Origin of the sequence: Butyricimonas sp. DFI.6.44, assembly GCF_022132345.1 — a bacterium.
GTDB lineage: Bacteria > Bacteroidota > Bacteroidia > Bacteroidales > Marinifilaceae > Butyricimonas > Butyricimonas muris.
Genome location: NZ_JAKNJD010000008.1, coordinates 1 through 19,277 on the forward strand (window position 1 = coordinate 1; position 19,277 = coordinate 19,277).

At 45.2% G+C, this 19,277-nt stretch carries 13 protein-coding genes; 1 reads left to right on the plus strand and 12 read right to left on the minus strand.

Going from position 1 to position 19,277, the window contains the following annotated elements:
• Window positions 1-64 precede the first annotated feature (64 nt).
• Complete coding sequence (locus L0M98_RS22690) at window positions 65-328, plus strand: putative quinol monooxygenase (protein ID WP_370645653.1); 264 nt, start codon at window positions 65-67, stop codon at window positions 326-328.
• Window positions 329-629: 301 nt separating this feature from the next.
• Here the strand turns inward: L0M98_RS22690 and L0M98_RS11950 are convergent, their stop codons facing one another.
• The 12 genes from L0M98_RS11950 to L0M98_RS12005 form a co-directional block, all read right to left on the minus strand.
• Complete coding sequence (locus tag L0M98_RS11950) at window positions 630-1,901, minus strand: thioredoxin domain-containing protein (RefSeq protein WP_227216077.1); 1,272 nt, start codon at window positions 1,899-1,901, stop codon at window positions 630-632.
• 25 nt (window positions 1,902-1,926) lie between these two features.
• Entirely contained in the window at window positions 1,927-3,096 is a 1,170-nt protein-coding gene (locus tag L0M98_RS11955; RefSeq protein ID WP_227216078.1) for a hypothetical protein, read from the minus strand.
• Between the two features lie 6 nt (window positions 3,097-3,102).
• The gene (locus L0M98_RS11960) at window positions 3,103-4,803 is read right to left on the minus strand and encodes a S8 family serine peptidase (RefSeq protein WP_227216351.1); all 1,701 of its coding nucleotides are present in this window, start codon (window positions 4,801-4,803) and stop codon (window positions 3,103-3,105) included.
• A gap of 110 nt (window positions 4,804-4,913) precedes the next feature.
• Window positions 4,914-5,915 carry a TlpA family protein disulfide reductase gene (locus tag L0M98_RS11965; RefSeq protein ID WP_227216080.1) on the minus strand — a complete coding sequence of 334 codons (1,002 nt, stop codon included), beginning with the start codon at window positions 5,913-5,915 and terminating at the stop codon, window positions 4,914-4,916.
• Between the two features lie 95 nt (window positions 5,916-6,010).
• Window positions 6,011-6,970, minus strand: a complete 960-nt coding sequence (locus L0M98_RS11970) for a hypothetical protein (protein ID WP_227216082.1) — start codon at window positions 6,968-6,970, stop codon at window positions 6,011-6,013.
• Window positions 6,971-6,991: 21 nt separating this feature from the next.
• Window positions 6,992-8,473 carry a RagB/SusD family nutrient uptake outer membrane protein gene (locus L0M98_RS11975; RefSeq protein ID WP_227216084.1) on the minus strand — a complete coding sequence of 494 codons (1,482 nt, stop codon included), beginning with the start codon at window positions 8,471-8,473 and terminating at the stop codon, window positions 6,992-6,994.
• A 35-nt stretch (window positions 8,474-8,508) separates the two neighbouring features.
• Window positions 8,509-12,048, minus strand: coding sequence for a SusC/RagA family TonB-linked outer membrane protein (locus tag L0M98_RS11980; protein WP_227216085.1), 3,540 nt, complete (start codon window positions 12,046-12,048; stop codon window positions 8,509-8,511).
• 145 nt (window positions 12,049-12,193) lie between these two features.
• Complete coding sequence (locus L0M98_RS11985) at window positions 12,194-13,369, minus strand: FecR family protein (RefSeq protein WP_227216087.1); 1,176 nt, start codon at window positions 13,367-13,369, stop codon at window positions 12,194-12,196.
• Window positions 13,370-13,564: 195 nt separating this feature from the next.
• Window positions 13,565-14,101: an RNA polymerase sigma-70 factor gene (locus L0M98_RS11990; protein ID WP_227216089.1), complete on the minus strand. Its 537-nt coding sequence runs from the start codon at window positions 14,099-14,101 to the stop codon at window positions 13,565-13,567.
• Between the two features lie 397 nt (window positions 14,102-14,498).
• A complete protein-coding gene (locus tag L0M98_RS11995) occupies window positions 14,499-15,590 on the minus strand; it encodes a TlpA disulfide reductase family protein (protein ID WP_227216091.1) in 1,092 nt (363 codons plus the stop codon).
• A gap of 7 nt (window positions 15,591-15,597) precedes the next feature.
• Window positions 15,598-18,243 (minus strand): zinc-dependent metalloprotease, encoded by a 2,646-nt coding sequence (locus tag L0M98_RS12000; RefSeq protein ID WP_227216093.1) that lies wholly within the window; start codon window positions 18,241-18,243, stop codon window positions 15,598-15,600.
• 143 nt (window positions 18,244-18,386) lie between these two features.
• Window positions 18,387-19,262: a hypothetical protein gene (locus L0M98_RS12005; RefSeq protein WP_227216095.1), complete on the minus strand. Its 876-nt coding sequence runs from the start codon at window positions 19,260-19,262 to the stop codon at window positions 18,387-18,389.
• Window positions 19,263-19,277 lie beyond the last annotated feature (15 nt).

The window sequence follows — 19,277 nt, forward strand, 5'->3', positions numbered from 1 at the left end:
GGGAAAATCTGTGTGTGAAAAATAACTTTCACACACAGATTTTCCACTTGAGCCGAAAGTAGTAATCGCAAAAATACAAGTAATCAAGGGAAAGGAAAATAAATTCATTGCACTCATTTCGCCACTGACCGAGCTGTCTAAAGCAGAACCGGGCAATCTGGTTTACAGTTTATATCAAGACACTTCGGAAAACAACCGGTTTATAGCATACGAGAAATATACCAATGAAGAAGCATTTAACTATCATTGCAGTACCGCTCATTTCCAAACCTTCGTAGAAAATGTAAAACCATTGCTTGCCGCAGAGATTGATATTCAAGTCTTTTAGAATAAAGAGGGACTGCCGTTTCCGGTCAGTCCCGCGCAGTAATGCGTGCATGTTATTCGTGTAGAGTAACACGCTTTTTACTATCTTAGGCAAGATGTAAAATCCTTTATTATTTCAACGAGCAATTATTATCTACCGTGATTCAAAAGCCGAAAAATGGGGGTACAGTAGTATCACACCTCGCGTTAACCTGCCCTTAACCTGCCCATAAGTTGGTCTTAAGTTGGTCTTAACCCGACAGGGCTATTTAATTACACCCGCTTACCCGTTAGCGTGCCACCTTTAGGCAGGTTTTACACGATTAGTTTTTCAATAACCGCTCTTGGATAATCTTCTCGTATCTCTCCGGTAAAGCACCTGTTTCTACAATCGGTTTACCCCCGACAGGGATAAAAAACAAGGTAGGAAGGGCTACCACGTTAAACTTACTGCACAATTCTTTTTCCTTGTCGGCGTTGACCTTCAAGAAAATGACTTGATCCTTGTATTTCTCCGCCATCTTTTCCAGCTCGGGAATCAGACGCATACAGGGACCACACCATGTCGCCCAGAAATCAATCACGACGGGCTTATCCCCCTTGAAGACAAATTCTTTGTCTTTCCGGTAGTCGTAGACCTGTTCGAGAAAATAATCCCGGGTGATCGGGGTCAGTTTCCCCGCTTCCACGGTAACAGTCGTTCCCTCCCGTGCGTCGTCCTTCACTTCCGCAAGGTCAAAAGATTGGAAATACACTTTCCGTTTCTGGTAATCGATGGAGATAATCCCTTCCCGCAAAATGCCCGTTCCCACCACGGAACGGGGTAATTCATTGTTAAGCACCACGGCAATAATGGAAAAACTGTTTTTCACGAAATCACACTTACCCGCGGTTTTCACGTCTGCCGTCATCACGGGTTTCCCGTAGCCGTTGTACAATGAAGTTTCAGTGCCGACCGAACCGCTCAATTTATCGAAATCCGAGGGAGTCAATGTCACCATACCCCCGTTCCAAGTATCGAAGACCAGAGAAAACGCCGTACCGTCGAGCGTCACGGGCAAAGCGACCGCCGAGCCGGGCAACACGTTCATATCCGCGCGATGATCCAACTTCATGTATGACGGGCGGTAAGGCACGGTGGTGGTAATCTTCCGGCGGCGACTGTCGATAGTCAGTACCACGTCACGGAACAATGCGCCGCCAACAATACCGGCAACTCCCAGTTCACGCAAATAAGGCTCGTCTTCCAACACGAAAGCGGCAACCTCGTTACCGAACACGTTGTTCCCGAACGCCATCGTACTGACGGAAACACTACCGGACACGGGCACTTTTTTGTACTGGAACGTATCGTAACGGAAATCCCCCTCGCTCGCGGGATCAATATTAAGCTTCTCCACGTATTCGGGGAGAATGGCGGTATGCCCCGCCAAATCCAGCACGAAGTCGGCAGTCACGCCGTTTACTATCATCTCGATGATCATCTTCCCGTCCGTTTCCCGGTAATCTTTTACTTCCGTCGCCGTGTTCTTTACTTGAGCCGACGTCAATAGCGGCAACAGCAGGACGTATGCCAATAGATATAATTTGTTCATTTCCTTCACGTGTTTAATCTTTAAATCACCATTTATTAATCTCTACCCTCTTTTCCTTCCCGTCTTTCAGAATCACGATATATGCGGTATCCCCCTCGATCGCATCCATCATCGCGTCTATTTCCAACTGGCTTTGCTTCACGCCCGAAAGGTCGTTCCCGTTGATATTGACCACCCGGTCACCCAATTCCAATTTACCTTTCGCGCTATCCCACAGGGTGGTTATCTCGAAATGCCCTTTCACGGGCAATATCCCGACCTCCCATATCCGCGGAGCCCCGCCCATGTCCCGGACGGTATCGTCATAAGGGAAGAAATAAAAACGGTCGCGCATATAGTCGATAATCACCTTGCCGTGTTGCAACATATCCACCCCGATGATGGACGTTCCCATGTTGATCGTGACGCTCCCGATACCCGTGAACTTCTTGCCGAGAAAATCCATCTCGCCGATACTTACCTTGTCGAGTTCTATCGGCTTGTCAAGATTCAGCCCCCCGATCCCAACGCTGCCGACACCAAAAGCGTGTCCCGCTTTCTCGTTTTTCACCCGGTCTTTCAGATCGGCATAATCCCCGGAAGAGAGCAAAAGGAAACCGGAAGCCCCCGTGTCGAACAACACCCGTTTGGTCACGCCCCCGAAATCGACATCAACAATAGAATGGTGTGCCTGTCCCGGGTATATGGCTGTTCCTTCCGTGATTTTCAACCCCAAGGGTCGATAGGGATAATTGATTATCATGATCCGGGCACGGGCATCAAAAGTGATTACCGATTCGGCGAAGGCGTCACCCCCGAGGATTCCCGCCACCCCTAAATCGGCAAAGAACCCGTTCGCCGGGAAGATCATGGTTTCCAGTTTTGCCAGCTTGTAATTCGGGCTCAACTCGATGTCACGCAATATCCCGGTTTCAAACGTCTGCCCCAAGCTATTGACATCGGACACGCTTCTCGCCGCACCGGTACTTGTCGCCCCCATGCCTACCGCTACATTCCGCACGGTTCCGGTCTGCCCGCCCGTGTCAATGATATATTTCACTCGGACACCGTTAACGGTCACCGGGATAATGATCTTGTCATGCACAAATTCGTAAGGGATCGTGTCACAAACACGGCGGGTTGCCTGTTGCGCCCGAACACCGGGTAAGGTAAACAAAACGACAAGAAATGCCCCTACTGATTTTATCTTCCACATACGTTATTATTTTCCTGCCTGTTCGGCTGCCACAATCGCTTGATAAGCATTCAGTATTCCCCCGGACAAGCATAGATCATCGAAAAGGAATAAATCCTGTGTTTGTTTTCCTCCCACCAGAATACCTTTTTCGACTTCAACTCCTTTCCGGGAAGTGACGTTATCCAATAAAATTTCCCGTATTTGCGCTCCTGTCAGATTCGGGTAATAGGCTTTTATCAAAGCCGCCACCCCGGCAACGGAAGCCGTTGCCAGCCCCACGCCGGAACCGGTCTGGTAAGTATCGCCCGTGTACGCGGCATACACGTTGATGCCGGGAGCGTACAAATCCAGCTCTTCCGCCCCGTAATTCGAATTCATGGACGGGTTACCATTTTTATCGGAAGCACTCACGACGATCAAATTCGTCAATTCTTTCGCGCCATCCATCCAACGATTCGGGTAAAATGTCACTTTTGCCAAATCATACGACAATTCCCACGCTGGAACGATGACCAGCACCCCTTTACTCTCGGCATAGCGTAAAGCCTCGCTCATCCATTTCTTTTGAGCCTCCGGGTACAAAGAGTTCTGTTGCGGCAGCACGATGATATCCGCTTTATGCTCCACGGCATACCGGATAGCTAACGCCATATCTTTCAAGTAAGGTTCACCGCCGCTTCCTGCCACGCGCAAAGTCATGATCTCCGCCTCGTCCATAATGCCGTCACCTCCCAAGCCGTTTCCCCGCTTGGCACCGATCACCCCTGCCTGCATCGTCGCGAATGCCGCATCGGAAGTCAGTAGCACGTTATTACCGTATTTGTTGTCTTTTATATTCAAGTAATCGTCACCCGTGATTTCTTCACGCTTGTCGTGACCGTTCTTTTTCAATTCCTGTTCATATTTTTCTTTTCCACTCTCCGTGACGCTCTCCACGAAATTCTTGTATATCACATCGTAATCATCGACCTTATATATTTGAAAGCCAAGAGCTATCATCGTGAAAGCGACATCTCTCAAAGAATCTTGAGGGGCTTTCGGGTCATAACACGTTTGAAATTCTTTCAAGGTTATCTTCTGACCGGGGAATTTCGCGTCCAGTTCTTTTTTAAACAAATCCCCGTATTCCCGAATAACATACCCGATCTGCCAACCGCCGTATGCCTTGGCAATTGAAGATTCCGACAACACGCTATTCTTGTAATAGGAGTATTCCGACAGATTCGCCGGCGCGGACACTTTCGTCCGCTTGCCATCTATAATTTTGAAGAATTCGCCGTTACTCGTGATATAATCCGCGTATTTGTCTTTCAATCTCAAAAATTCCCGATTTCCCTCGCTCGTGATGTTTTCCACGACCTTACCATCTTTACCGCCAAGGAAGTTCCAGCCGTTAATATCGTCAATCAACCCGTTTTTGTCGTTATCTTTCCCGTCCGCTTTTTCTCTCGGGTTTATCCAGATCGCCCGCTTCAAATCTTCATGCTCGACGTCGATTCCCGTCCCGACGAGAGCCACGACCGGTCGTTTCATTAATTTCTTTCCTTTCAGAAATTCATAAGCCTTGTTCACTTCCGCCCCGTACACCCCGTCCTCGCTGAAAGAACAATTATACCAATCCAAATCCGATTGTTGTTTCCGGGTTTGACTATCCTGCTTGATCAACTGTGCATTCGCCACGCTCACGCACGCGCTTAACACGAGTAATAATAAATACTTTTTCATCATTTACAGTTATAATATTATACAATACGAAACCTTATTATCCAGTGATTGCCGATTCAATGATTCCGTGATTATATAATCATGAAATCACAGAATTTATAAATCCAGAATTATTCCCGTCTGGCTTTTAAGATCGCCTTTTTCACCTGCTCTCCCCGCAAGCCTCGTTCCACGATACGCCCCTCCTTATCAATTAACACGATAAAAGGAATACTGTAAAAACCATAGGCTTGCTGTATCGTGTTCGGCTTATCGCCCGCCGTGAATCCTTCCTTGTTCCAAAGCATGACCCAAGGCAGATTTTCTTCTTCCAACATTTTCCGCCAATCCTTTTCCCGCTTATCCAACGACACGCTGATGAACTCCAAATCATCCCCTTTCAATTCATTATAAATCGGCAGTAAACTTTTCATCTCTTGCCTGCAAGGTCCACACCAAGACGCCCAAAAATCAACCAGCACGAGTTTCCCCCTGAAATCGCTCAAGCTAACCTCCTTCCCGTCAGAATCAACATAAGTGAAATTATACGCCTCGGCACCAATCGCCCATTTTTTCAAACTATCCACACGTTGCCGCAACCATTGACCGGAATAAGACGCTTTCGCGTCTTCGGGCATACACTCCCACAATATTTTATTCGGTTCATAAACTTGAATATTTGCCAGATAAGCCAACGCGCTGTACATCGAACCGTTCAGTTTCTCTTTTATGCCCGGGAATGTTGCGCCCGCCTTATCGCTTTTCTCTTTGGGCAACCAGTTCAGAATCTCGTAATATTCATCAATACCAGCGAAATCAATGGAACTGTTTGAAATATTCTTACTGTCATAGAATCCCTTCACGGTAATCTCCCTGTTGGTTAAATAAACCGGTTGCGTTGTTTTTCCCAAACGTAAAATATACACGTCCGGGGTAATTTCCTTGGGACCCATTGAAAACACTTGATCTTTATTGATTTCCGCACTCAGGATTACTTCTCCCGTTATCGTTTCTATTTTTATCGTCGTCGGTTCCAACACCCTCAATTTCCCGGATACTTTCAGTCCGGATTGGGCAAAAGCCGACACGTTCGTTACTAATAGTAACAAAACAGTCCATTTCAATTTCAACATGGTGTCTTTATTAAATTAATCCCGGAAAAGGAGTTGCCCGAAAAGCCTCTTCGCCCGATATGACACGTCAAGACTTTTCGAACAACCCATTTTATTTATTGCGCTACTTCCGGTCCCTCGGCAATAGCTTCAAGGTCAACATTGTAATTCTCTTTCACGTAGTCCACAACTTGTTGACGGGTTTCCGCCAGCACGGGGAACTTCGCGGCAAATTGAGTATCAAACTGTTCCTTCGTGTAAAATAAACACATATGGATATAGCATATAAAACACTCCCGCGGATTCATGTCATTAATACTCGTCAAAGCACTTAAACGAAAACCGATAAATCCCATCTTTCCGGGAAAACCTCTCTTCATGTAATAATTCGGATCGTCTTCATTGACAGAACCTGTCACAACGGGAGTCTTATAGTCAAAGTTTCTCCCGAAACCGTTAGGCATCACTATATTACCTCTCTCGACAGCATTCCGAAGAATGATCTGCATAAATTCACCCCTGTACAATCTGAATCTATCGGCAGTCGAAGGCGGTGCAACCTCTCCCACGGGGTTTCCCATTACTTCTTGCACGTACCCCCAGCCAAATGCCCAGTAGTCCAACCCGGAAACACTTAAATTCGGGGTTGACTTCGTGACATATCCCGGCATCAACTCCATGCGAAGAGCCAGATCATACGCCATATACAAGTATGGCGGCATAGCCTGCTGGATGACATCCCGGTTGAGGTAAGCGAATATATGGTTTTTCACGAAATCGACAGCGGCAGCTTCTTGCCCTTCCTGCACATCCTGTCCTTCATAATGTGCCTGCGCACCCCCGCCTCCGCCTGTCCATGAACGATCGAAATCATCCACGGTGAAATTTTTATAAATCACGTAAATCCCGAAATCGTCATATATCTTCTGAATATCTTTATCCCAACTCTCGTCTCCCTGCGGGAATTCAAAACGGGATTCAATAACCCGGTCACCGGGAGTCAGGCTGTCTTCATCGTAACATGAAGATAATAGTGCCACTCCCATTATTCCGTATAGTAATTTCTTTAGAATCATAGTATTCATCTTTATTATAAATTATCTAGGATTTGCCAATTTGTTCTGCTCCAATTTCCGGTTTTGCTCGATCACCGCTTGCGGGACCGGTAAGGTGTACGAGGGATCATTCTTCTCCAAGGTGTACTGTTTCACGAGTACCCCGTTATCCCACCATTCGCGAGAGAAAGAAGGCATCCCGTAACGACGCAGGTCAAACCAGCGATGTCCCTCGAAACACAACTCCAAACGACGCTCCCGACGAATCTGCTCGACTAGCTCGTCCCCCGTCAGTCTACTTTCGTCCTGATAGTTAGCGATACGGTTGCGTCTTAACTCGTTCAATGCGGACAAGGCTGTCGCCTCATCGTTGTCCATAGCGGCAGCTTCCGCCAGATTCAGATAAGCCTCCGCCACCCGGAATGCCATACCGAAGACGTTTTCACCGATAGGCTCATGCATATAGTTGAACTTCATCTTACCATACGGCAAGTAACGGCTCTGATCCGCGTATTCCTTCACGATATAACGGTCTTTTCTCAAATCACCTTGCCCGAAACCGTTCAACAGACCTCCGGAGGCATTGAATTTCTTTCTTGTTATAGCTTCCGTACCATTCGTCTGACTTATATAAACAGAGGTGTATGTCAGAATATCATTCGTACTGCCAAAGTTCCAAATCACCTCGGGCGAATCCATCGTGAGGAAATTATAATAGGGCTCCTGAGCAGTCGGGGCTTTCAAGGTGTTCAAATTCAACAACCCGAAATTCCAATCATTAATTACCTTACCTGCGTAAGTAGCGGCATCTTTCCAGTTTTCCATGTACAGGTAAACCCGCGATTTCAATAATTGCACCATAGGCAGACTCGTTCTGTAATCCCGTCTGAAACGCACTTCTTCCGGCAAAGCCTCGTAAAAAGCCTCCGCCTTATCCAAATCATCAAGAATCAAATTATAAACTTCTTCCACCGTGTTTCGGGGTAACTCCATGGCCTCCATGGCACTGGTCGTTTTCAGAGGAACGCCCAAAGCTTTTTTATTGTAGTTATACGGCTCTCCCCAAAGGTTCACCAACTGGAAATAGTAGAAAGCACGCAAAGCATGCGCTTGAGCCCGAACAACAGCCTTTTCGTCAGCGGAACCGGTCACGTCGTCCAAGTAGTCCAAGGCGGCATTCGCCCCGCGTATCCGAATATATAATCCCTTCCATGAATTATTATTGTAAAAAACTCCCATGTTATCCATCGTGACGAACATGTCCGGTTGCCACGAATACAACGCGTGATAAGCGGTAAAACTCATCGCACTGTTCGCGTTGGCAGTTCCGGCAAAATCGGAACAAGTGAGATCGTCATCAAACAGCGGCAACATGGCAAATACAGCCTGACCGTCTACCGATCTCGGGTAAGCCTCTCCCAGCAACATCTCGTTCAACGATGTCGCAGTTTTCGGTACAAACTCCGTTTGTGAACTCGGCTCAAGGAAACTGCTGCAAGACGAGCTTCCTAATAAAACCAGCATAAAGAATATAATATTTTTTCTCATCATCTTATCTATTAAAATCCGACATTAATTCCAAATGAATACATCTTCGGCATGACACTATCACCCAACTCGGGATCAAACCCGTTGAAGCGTTTGCTCGCAATCACGAAGAGATTGTTCACGCTCGCATCCAATGACAAACTCTTCAAACCGATACGCTGGCACATTGCCGGAGTCATATTCCAACTCAACGATAACTGACGGCAACGGAAGAATGAAGCATCCACCACCCGCGCGTCGGATTGATTCCATGCCTCGATCCAAGTCGGATTCGTGCCGTCCGGTGTTTGCAGGGTATTAATGGCAGAAGTCACCAATGCCGGAATATTCGTGTGTTTCTCGTCGCCCGGTTTTTTCCAGCGTTTCAGCAAGTCACGGCTCAGGTTTATATCCGGCTCCGGGATTCTGACAGAATAAGGGAAATTCGCGTAAGGCGAGAGTAAACGTTTCTTCCCTCCCACCAGCAAGGCGAAACTGGAAGACAAGTTAAACGATTTATAGCGCAAACCCAAGTTGATACCACCCGTGAACGTCGGTTCACTTGTACCGGAATACACGAGGAACGACGTCGGATCAATGTCCGGATCCGCCCCACCCTCTGGGATGTCCAACAAGTTAAACAAAGGACGTCCGTTCTCCTCGCTCAACCCGGCAAACGAATACGACCAGAAACCGCCCAACGGGTAACCTTTTTTCAATATCTGAGTTCCCGAACCGCCCAAGAACTGACCTAACTTGGCTTGAATTTCTGACTTCCCGGTTTCGTTCCAGTTCTTCGACGAGTTCAACGAAACACTCAATGCCCAATCATCCGTCCTTACCGGGGTAAAACGAACGGTAAATTCCAATCCGCGGTTATGCACGATACCACCATTCAGATTCGTGGTTGAAGTTCCGTATTCAAAAGGCAACTCGTTAGAAACAATCGCATTTGTCCGCTTCGTGTAATAATCAATCTCGAAACTGACCATCCTGAACAGTTCAAAATCGACACCGATATCCCAAGTTTTGGTACGTTCCCATGAAAGATTCGGGTTCGGGATAGAAGATATGGTCGAGTAATATTGATTATATATACTAGCCACACCCATCTGTTTCAACAACAAATCCGGGCTTAAATTGGTCAAGGCATTCCCTTGAATACCATAAGTCACGTCGATATTCAACGTTGAAAGCCAAGGCAAATATTCCTTCATGAAATTCTCCTCGGCGGCGTGCCACGACAAACCGAACGAATAAGTAGGATCGAAACGGTTGTTTTTATCCTGCGCAAAACGGTTGGAAGCATCATTACGAACCGTCACGTTAGCGACATAGCGATTCCTGAACGTGTAGGCGAACGTCCCGAAGAAAGACACGAAATTATCCGTTTTCAACTCTTTTTTCCACCTTCCCTTGTAGATATTATCCAAGATACCCCAACCGGTAGAGGCACCGGAAATAGGCTCAAGGTCTTCTATCGGGGTAGGCTGCACGAGGGCGCCCCCGCGATCCGGGGAATAACCATACACGGTATTGGAATTATTCGATGTCCGGGTGGAACGGATTTCCATCGCGAGCATCACGTTCAGACGATTGTCCGGGTTGAAGGCCTTCGATACGATCAACTTGTTTTGTATATTGTATCCGCTTTGCAAAGCGTCCGAGGTAAATAACTCACCCCCGAAAGGCAATATCGCGGCTTTAAATTCCCGGCTATCCGGATCCACGGAGTTAAAGTCATATCCCCGGTAATCGGAAGCGATCCCGAAAGTTCTCTCCGTGCGGTAAGATTCGTTGTTCTTGTTATCCCGCGTGTATCCTCCCGTAAATTGATATTTCAACCAATCCGTGATATCCCAGCTAAAGTCCAATGCTGCGTTAAAACGGCTGGTTTCTACCGAGGAACCGCTATTATCACGCTCGTTGATAAAGTTATATCCCAAATCCGTCAAGGTATTGTTAAGCGAATAGGAAGCACTTTTCCGGTAGAATAGCAAATCCCCGTTTTCGTCATAAGCCGGCAAGGCTCTTGAAGTCGTGGTAGCGTAAGACATCGGATTTACATCTCGTCCGAAACCTTTCGTTTTGGAAGTCACCGCATTGAACGTGGTGTACAATCGGACATTCTCGCGAAGCCGCATATCTACCGCCACACGACCGGTTAATTTCTCGTCCGAGTTCCCGATTTCCTGCCCTTCGGCGTTACTGTAACCCGCGGAAACATTGTATGTTACTTTCTCCGTTCCTCCCGACACGCTCACGTTGTGATTGTGGCTCACGGCAGAGTGTGTCAATAATTTGAACCAATCGGTATTCATCGTTTCCAATTGCCCTTTACGGTCAAAATACTCGTCTTGCGACAGTTCGCCCGCGAGGTACATTTTCATGATACCCTCGTAGGTATGATACTGCTTGATAGGCTCCTTCAAATATATCGCCTTGTTCGCAAAAGCATCTTCCGAGAACTGCACTCTTTCCTTGGAATTCATCAAGTTGAACATCCCGTAATTCGGCCTCGTATTCACGGTCATGTTGCCTGAATAATTAATCGTCATACGATCTGTTTTACCTTTTTTCGTCGTCACCACGATAACACCGTTAGATGCCCTCGAACCGTAAACAGCCGTGGCGGAAGCATCTTTCAACACGGTAATAGTTTCGATATCCCGCGGGTTCAACCATGAAATCTGACTACCGAGGATATTGGACAAATCCTGCGTCATATACGTGGTAGCGTTCATCTTGATAGGATCTTCTTGGATGATACCATCCACCACCCATAACGGGTCTTGGTTACCCAGAATAGTCGATGTACCCCGTATCTTGATCTTGGGACTTGCCCCGACGCGGGAACTTGTGTTAATCACCATCAATCCGGCCACTTGTCCCTGCAACATCTGGTCTATCGAAGAATAGGCAGGCATCATGATATCCGAAGCCTTCACCGTGGTGTACGACCCCACCATATCTCTCCGGTTGATAGACTGGTAACCCGTCACGACCACCTCGTCCATCTCTTGGGCATCTTCTTCCAATACCACGTTCAACTCTTTCTGCCCGTTCCATTTCACGTCTTTCGTCTTCATCCCGATAAAAGAGAATACAAGCGTCAGACTATCTTTTTGTACCGTCGTGAAGGTAAACTCCCCGTTTATCCCGGTTGCCACGCCCGTGCTAGTACCTTTCTCGATAATGGTCACGCCGGGTAACAGTTCTCCTTTCGAATCTCTTACCGTTCCCTTGATGATGACCATCTTCTTCTTATCTTCATCCTCACGCTTGATAATCACGGCGTTTCCCGAAATCTCGTAAACCAGCCCCGTGCCGCTCAAACATTGATTCAATATCTCGTTTACCGTTTTGTCAGTCACGTCAATGGTCAACTTGTTCACCTTCGCGATGTCCCGAGTCCCGTACATGAACACGAAATCGGTCTGCTTCTGAATCTCCCAGATCACTTGTTCCAGTGATACATCTTCCATTTTCAGCGTCAAGCCGTTACCCTGCGAGTACACCGCAGCGGATAACTGGAAACTGCTGATTAAAATCAATACAAGTTTCAATTTCATTACAAATAAAATTTTTTTCCATTTTCTTCGTCCGAAGAAAACGGTTTCTTGTTTTTTTTTCATAATTTTGAATGATTAAAAGTGTAACAAACTTTAATTTAACAAGATGCGTTTCGTGTATCCAGCACAGAACGCATCTTTTCTTCTATTCCGTACTTGATATATACAACATATCGTCTACTTGTGTAATATTTACTAATCCTGTTTTCCGCAACATCTCGATGATAGGATTCATGTTATCGTACCGTTCCAGCCGCGCACCAATCCGTACCTGCTTCGCCCGGTCGTCAACAAACCGATACTTGAACCCGTACCAGCGGGATAAATAAGACAGCATCTCATCCAACGTCTCGTTCTTGAAAATAAATTTCCCGGTATGCCACGCCGTGTAGAGAGAAACATCCACGTCCTTGATCTCCATCTTTCCCGTTTCCTTGATGTATACTGCCTGTTCACCGGGTTTTATCTCCTTGCTTTCCTTTCCGTCCGACACGGCGACTTTGCCCGATACCAGAGTCGTCGCTATATTATTCTCGCCACTGTAAGAGCGCACGTTAAAGGATGTACCCAGAACCGCAATCTCCACGGTTCCCGTCTTCACGATAAAGGGATGAGCCTCGTCCTTTTTCACCTCAAAATAAGCCTCCCCATCCAACTCCACCGCTCGCTGTTTATCCGTGAACCGTGTCGGGAATCTCAATTTCGTTTCCGCGTTCAGGAACACTCTCGTTCCGTCCGACAACGTCAACATATATTCCATTCCCGTGAGTGTCTGTACCGTGTTTATCACCTCTCGCGCGTTTTCAGTCACTTTAGCCGAATAATCTATTCCCGCGGAATCCGTCACGATTCTTGTTCCGTCCACTTCCTGCAACTCCATCGTCCGGTCTTTCATCACATCCACGGTACTCCCGTCAGCCAGAGTCAGTCTGGCGCCCGTCGTTCCTGCCGCGATCCGGTACATGGCAGGCATTTTCTGTTGTTCTTTCTCCCCCGTGCCATTCCACCAGAAATAGGTACCGACAGCAAGCACCACCGCTGCCGCAGCACTTGCCATCCATCTCCGGAGAGCAATCTTTCTCGCTTTTGTCCCTAATTTTTTATCTATTTTATTCCACGCCTCCTCCACTTGGAATTTCGACAGCGCCTCCCGGTTCCCCTCGAATCTCTCCACGTCCAACAACCGATCGGCAAAAGCCTTGCGCCTATCATTCCCCTCTACCCACGCCTCGAAATCCCGTTCATCCTGTTCGTCTCGCGAACCGGTAAACAGAGCGGCTAATGTCTCGGCTATTTTAAAATGTTTCTTTGTTAATCCCATAGTTACTTTTTATCTCTTTCACGTTAGTATAACAATCTCGTTTCAAAACAGGGGTAGTCCGGGAATTGAAAATTGAGAATTAAAAATTGAAAACTATCATTACATCTCTATATTTCAATGTGTTATTGCAGTATTTTTTCTAAACTTTTTTTCTCGATATCGTTATCCGGCGTAACATGGAATACGATCCATGTATCATACCAACAGTAAAAGATAAAAATGCTCTTTCAACTGTTCCCGCAATTTACGGTAAGCGGTTTTCTTCAGCGCGTGCACCGTACCTTCGGCGATACCCATCTCGACGGCTATCCGGGGATTCTTCATTCCTTCCATCGCGTATTTAATAATCGTACGCATTTGTTGGGGCAGAGCATCAACTGCCTCCTGTACCAACCTGTAAGTTTCCTGTTCTATTACTTCCTCGTGAAAATACTCCTCCGATTCCAAGTTAGCCTCATTCACGTATGCCCGGTTTACTTGTTCCCGTTTCAAGTAATTCAGACACCGGTTACGAGCCACCATATAAAGAAAACCTTTCACTTTATATATATCCTCGAAATCTTTCCGTTTTTCCCAATAACTCAGCAAGGCTTCCTGCGCGATGTCTTTGCATTGCTCGTCGTCCTTCACGTATTTGGATGCAAACACGCATAAGATAGGGTAATAGTCCTCGAAGAACTCTTTGAAAGAGTTCTTGTTACCTCCTCTTATATCTGCTACAATATCCTGCATATTGCACTTGCTCTAGACCTTATCCAATTCCATGCGACTCGCGTTGAGTTGTTTTATCCAATAGACAAAAATACGTAATATATTTCAGATACAAAATAAACATTTTCTTTTACGCCTTCCTATTTTCGACATATTTACCTCTCGCCATCTTTATTATAACACTAATATACAATATATTATCAATCACACAACGACATTTTCCTCTCCTAGGGATTACCCCGACCTTTTCGAAATTATAAAAACAAAAAGCCGGAAAAGACCGTCCAGAGAGGCAAGTACGCACATCTGTTTCAGTAATCGAAAATATTTGGATTATTCCGGGAAGTAGAAACATAAAACAAGATTGAGGCTGCTGAACAACCTCAATCCCATAAAACTATCACTCCAAACCTTTTCTTCACAACAACGTTTCAATTTTATCACGTAGCATATTCCGACGAAGCCCTTTTGCCACAATTTTGCCCTCTTTATCAATAACCACGATAAACGGGATGGCACGAATCCCCAACATCTTCACGAGTCCTGTCTTTTTAAATCCTTGTGGATTATGCAAACTAATCCAAGGAATCTGCTCTTCCTGACAGGCTTTTTGCCAAGCATCAAGTGAATTATCCAAGGAGATACTGACAATTTCACCCCCTTTATCCCTCCAATCCGGGTAAAATCTTTTCAAACTTGCCATCTCTTCCCGACACGGGGCACACCAAGATGCCCAAAAATCAATAACGGTCACCCGACCCGTCCAAGAAGAGATAACAACAGTATCACCAGCTTCATTTATCCCTGTCACCCGGGGAAAGGATTTACCGACCGCCGATTCCGAAATATCCTCCAACGCTTTTCTCATTCGTTGCCCTTGCGCCGTTTCCTGCATCATCGGGGATAAAGCCCTGTACATTTCTATTCCGATTTCATAATGAAATTTTCGTTCTTTATCAGCTAAATACACAGAATAAACATTATCGGGATGTTTTTGGATAAAACGTAATGCCAGTTTCAGGCGTAACGAATCGTGTTTCATACTTTCTGTCATCATTTCATCCAATAATACTTGATCTTTGGCTTCCATGATCTTGAAATAATTATATTTCTCGTACACTTCCATCAACTTGGATTCATATTCTTCATATAAAATCCGTTCAAATTCCAGACGTAATTCATTTGCAGGAGAGCCTGTCAAACTATCCGCGGAAAGATGTTCGTAATCCGAAACCAACTCCATTTTCTTACCATCCAACAACAAGAATAATTTCTTATCCCCTATCTGCAAGCAAAAGTTACCCGGTTCCGCAGCCTCTCCTTTCAACTTGAATTTTCCCTGTTTCAATTCGCCTGTCGCACTCGTTGTCATTTCCGGTGTAAATAACACCACTTGCCCTGTATCTTTCCCCGCGATATTACCGGAAAGGTAAAAACGGTACCCCTCGGGAGGGGTACACTTCAAAAATAAAACAATAAATATAATCCATATCAAAATTCGTACTTGCATCACGCTATCACTTTAATAATCGGTTCAACGTAAACAAAAGAGACTGGTAATGACGTTTCGCATCACCTGTTGAAGAAGGTAATGTTTCCTCCAATAATTGTTTTACTCTCAACGCCATATCATAAATATAGACCTTTGAATTATCTATTACCTGCCAATTCACTTCATGCTGCCAGCCATAACCATTCCCGAAGCTGTTTAAAGATAACTCCTTCTTTAAATTCAAATCTACAGATTCCGTTTCCAATCTCTCGAACTTTCCGATATACTTTTCAATCATTTCGTTTTCGTCCAATCCATAAGCAATCAGATCATCCGGTGAAGGAGCATAAGCATTTTGACTTGAAGCCAAACTGAAAAGTCCTTTCTCTTTCTTCTCCTGCAAAGTTTCACTTAACAAATCAAGCGCCGTCGTTTGTAAAATCTTATCACCTTCCGTCAAAGCCCTGCCTGTAAGAATATTTTCAAACACTCCTTTATAATAATCATCAAAGAACTCTTCCACCGTATAAGGCTCTTCTTTAGCAACATGAGCGGACAGAATCACACCTTCATAACTCTTTTTTAAAACTTCCGCTATCCGTTTACGAACAACAATACTGGAATTGACTTTCAACGGAAGTTTCTTTTTCAACGTTTCGTTATCCAGCCAATCACAAGTACGGAATTGATTCATCACCCAAGCCAACGAAGCCTTTTGCACCTCCCGGGGTACAGATTGGTAAATATTTCCCGGTGTCCCCTCTTTCACTGAAGTCAAGTAAATACCTCCGATATTATAAAGTACATTACGGATATAACGATAATATTGTCCCGTCAACTCCGAATACAAATCAGCTTTCTGTTTCCCGTTCTCGTCATCCACGATCCATTCATCCATATTCTTCAAGATATACTGCAAATTCTTAACGCCATAATCACCTGCTTTTACAGGATCGTCCCCCAAATCTTCCTCGAGGGCACTCGGGTCATAACGACTGTATATTTGCTGCCGCCCGTAACGATACCTAGGATCTCCGGCTTTCTCGTCCACCCATTTTTCTAAAATCTTACTTTCCTCCTCGGCGTCTTTCGCTTTTGGAAAATACTGGTAAGCCCACTTGATTAAAAATTCATCATATACCCCCAAATCCGGCGGAGTCAACTTCACCCCTTTATCTCCCGGTTGGGCAACATAATTAAATCGGGCATAATCCATGATGGAAGGCGTCGTCCCATACTTTTTCGTGAAAGAAGCCGAACGTAACGAATCCACCGGATAAGCGGCGGATGCCGCCATATTGTGCATAAATCCCAGTGAATGACCTACCTCATGAGCCACCACATAAGCTATCGACTCGGCAATAATCTTATCCGGCATCTTCTTGGTTCGCACGCTAGGATCGAGTTGTGCGGTCTGAACAAAACGCCAACCATTGATAACCTTCACTACATCATTATAGATCAATACGGTAGCAGCTATAATCTCACCCGTGGAAGGATCCATAAAAGAAAGCCCCATCGCATTTTCCGTGGAAGACGGGATATAGCGGATACAAGAATATTTCAAATTATCAGGATCGAACGACGCATCATTCTTCGGGTAATCCTTCACTTGAATAACATTTTTAAAACCGATTTTTTCAAAAGCCTTATTCCAACGTAAAGTCCCTTCTTTTATCGGTTTTTTCCATGCTTCCGGGAATGCATCATCCAAATAAAACACGATAGGTTTCACAGGCTCTACCAATTGACCTTTCGCGTATGCTTTCACGTCTTTCGGTTCTACCCTCCAGCGATGAGCCACGGAATAACTTTGTAATTGATCTTCCTCGGTCGATACATTCAATTTATTGTACAAGAATATTCCCACCCGGGAATCGCTAAATCGGGGGCGCATCTTTTCTTCCGGCAAGAGCATTAACGAGCGGGCAGCGACAACCGTAACATCATTCCGATAAACAGTAAACATGAAATATTTTAATGAAACGGAAAAAGACATCGTCGTCCTAATCGTCAAATTATCGTCAAAAGACTTCATTTCAGACACAAATGGTTCACTATTTCCCATTCTGGAAGAAACGGAATATTGTCCGACCTGTTCTGGCAGAATCGGCAACATTTCATTTTCCTTCAAAAACATACCGGAAACATCAAAAACTACGGCAGTACTATCCGGGTTATAAGCCAATATCTTGTAGGATGCAACTATCGGATCCAGATTATTCCGGGCTACAGCTTTTTTCATCGCTTCCTCCCGTTGCGTGCAGGTCGTTGTAGAATTAACTTTCCGCAAGCAAATCAATGTATCATCTTTCGTGAATTTAACATGATTCGTACTTTTCACCCCGATTTCACACACGAAATTATTGCTCGCGGCAGCCGGTGATGAAGCAAGTAACATTTCTCTCTTTAAATATTTCAACGGAAATTCAAAATAAACTTTGTCCTCTATTTTGTGAATCGTGATAAACGTACTTTTCACACTCTTACAAGACTTATCTTGAAACAATTTCTCGTAAGCCGTCGGCTTTTTCACTTCATCCTTTTTTTCCTTTACCGTATCCGCTTTGACAACGGTTTCAACCTTTTTACTTTGCAGCGCGGCTTGTACTTCCCGATAAAAAGGAAATACCAACAATAATACCGCACTTACCATTTTCCACTTTTTCATAACATACTTTTATTTATTACATACAAAACCTACTCCCTCCACTTCCCCCTTAAGGAAAGCACAGGATACAAGGAACAATTTTCCGGACTCTACTTCCGTTTATATCAAGGAAGAAGCAGAAGGAGTAGTATATTCAGACATCACTATTTCAATTTCAAACCGGAAAGAGCTTCCAGATCAATACCGTAAATACGCTTCATCTCGTCGACTAGGATTCCGCATTTTTTCTTAATCATACCTTTGGAATCAACACCCCAATCATCCGGACTCGCGAACCAGAAATAATCAAACATAAACTGGTCTTCCGTGAAAATCAACTCGATGAAACCCAACATATCCTCCTTGGCTCCAATACCGGAACTCCATTTCACGATACCCCAGTCCTCGGCATTCTTGGACGTCACTTTAGAGTAATCCACTTCCGCATAAAAAGCTTCCGGCACGTCCATCTTCTGATAATCGATACAATATGAAATATAAGCAAAATTCAACATCGCCTTGTATTTCTTCTTCTGGGATGAACTCGTAATCAAGTTAATACTCTCGTTCACGTTCCCGATACAAATATTATCAACCGTGTACGTGTAATCGACCAAAGCACCTTCATCCGTCAGACTTTTCTTCCGCAAAACAGTATCCGCCAGTAAAATCTTTTTCGGCAAAGTTGCTTTTAATGTCTCGGGGGAGTACAACCCCAGCCATTCGGAAAATAGCAAACTAACCGCCTTTTCCAGATACTCCTCTTTCGGGAGAGTCACTTTCAACGGGTACGCGTTATTGGGATACAAACTTGTCACGTTCCAAACAGCATCAATCAGATCGTAACGATACAACAAAAAAGTACCCGTCGACTGATAAAAATCCACAATCTGGTCATCAAACTCATGTTCGCCTTGCGGCACACTGTATTTTTCCTCGAGTCCCTCCGCGTCAATCTTATCGTCCTCATAACTACACCCGCACAACAAAAAACACAAGGACAAGATTCCTAATCCGATAATTATAGTTATTCTATTCATATCTTTCATTTTAAT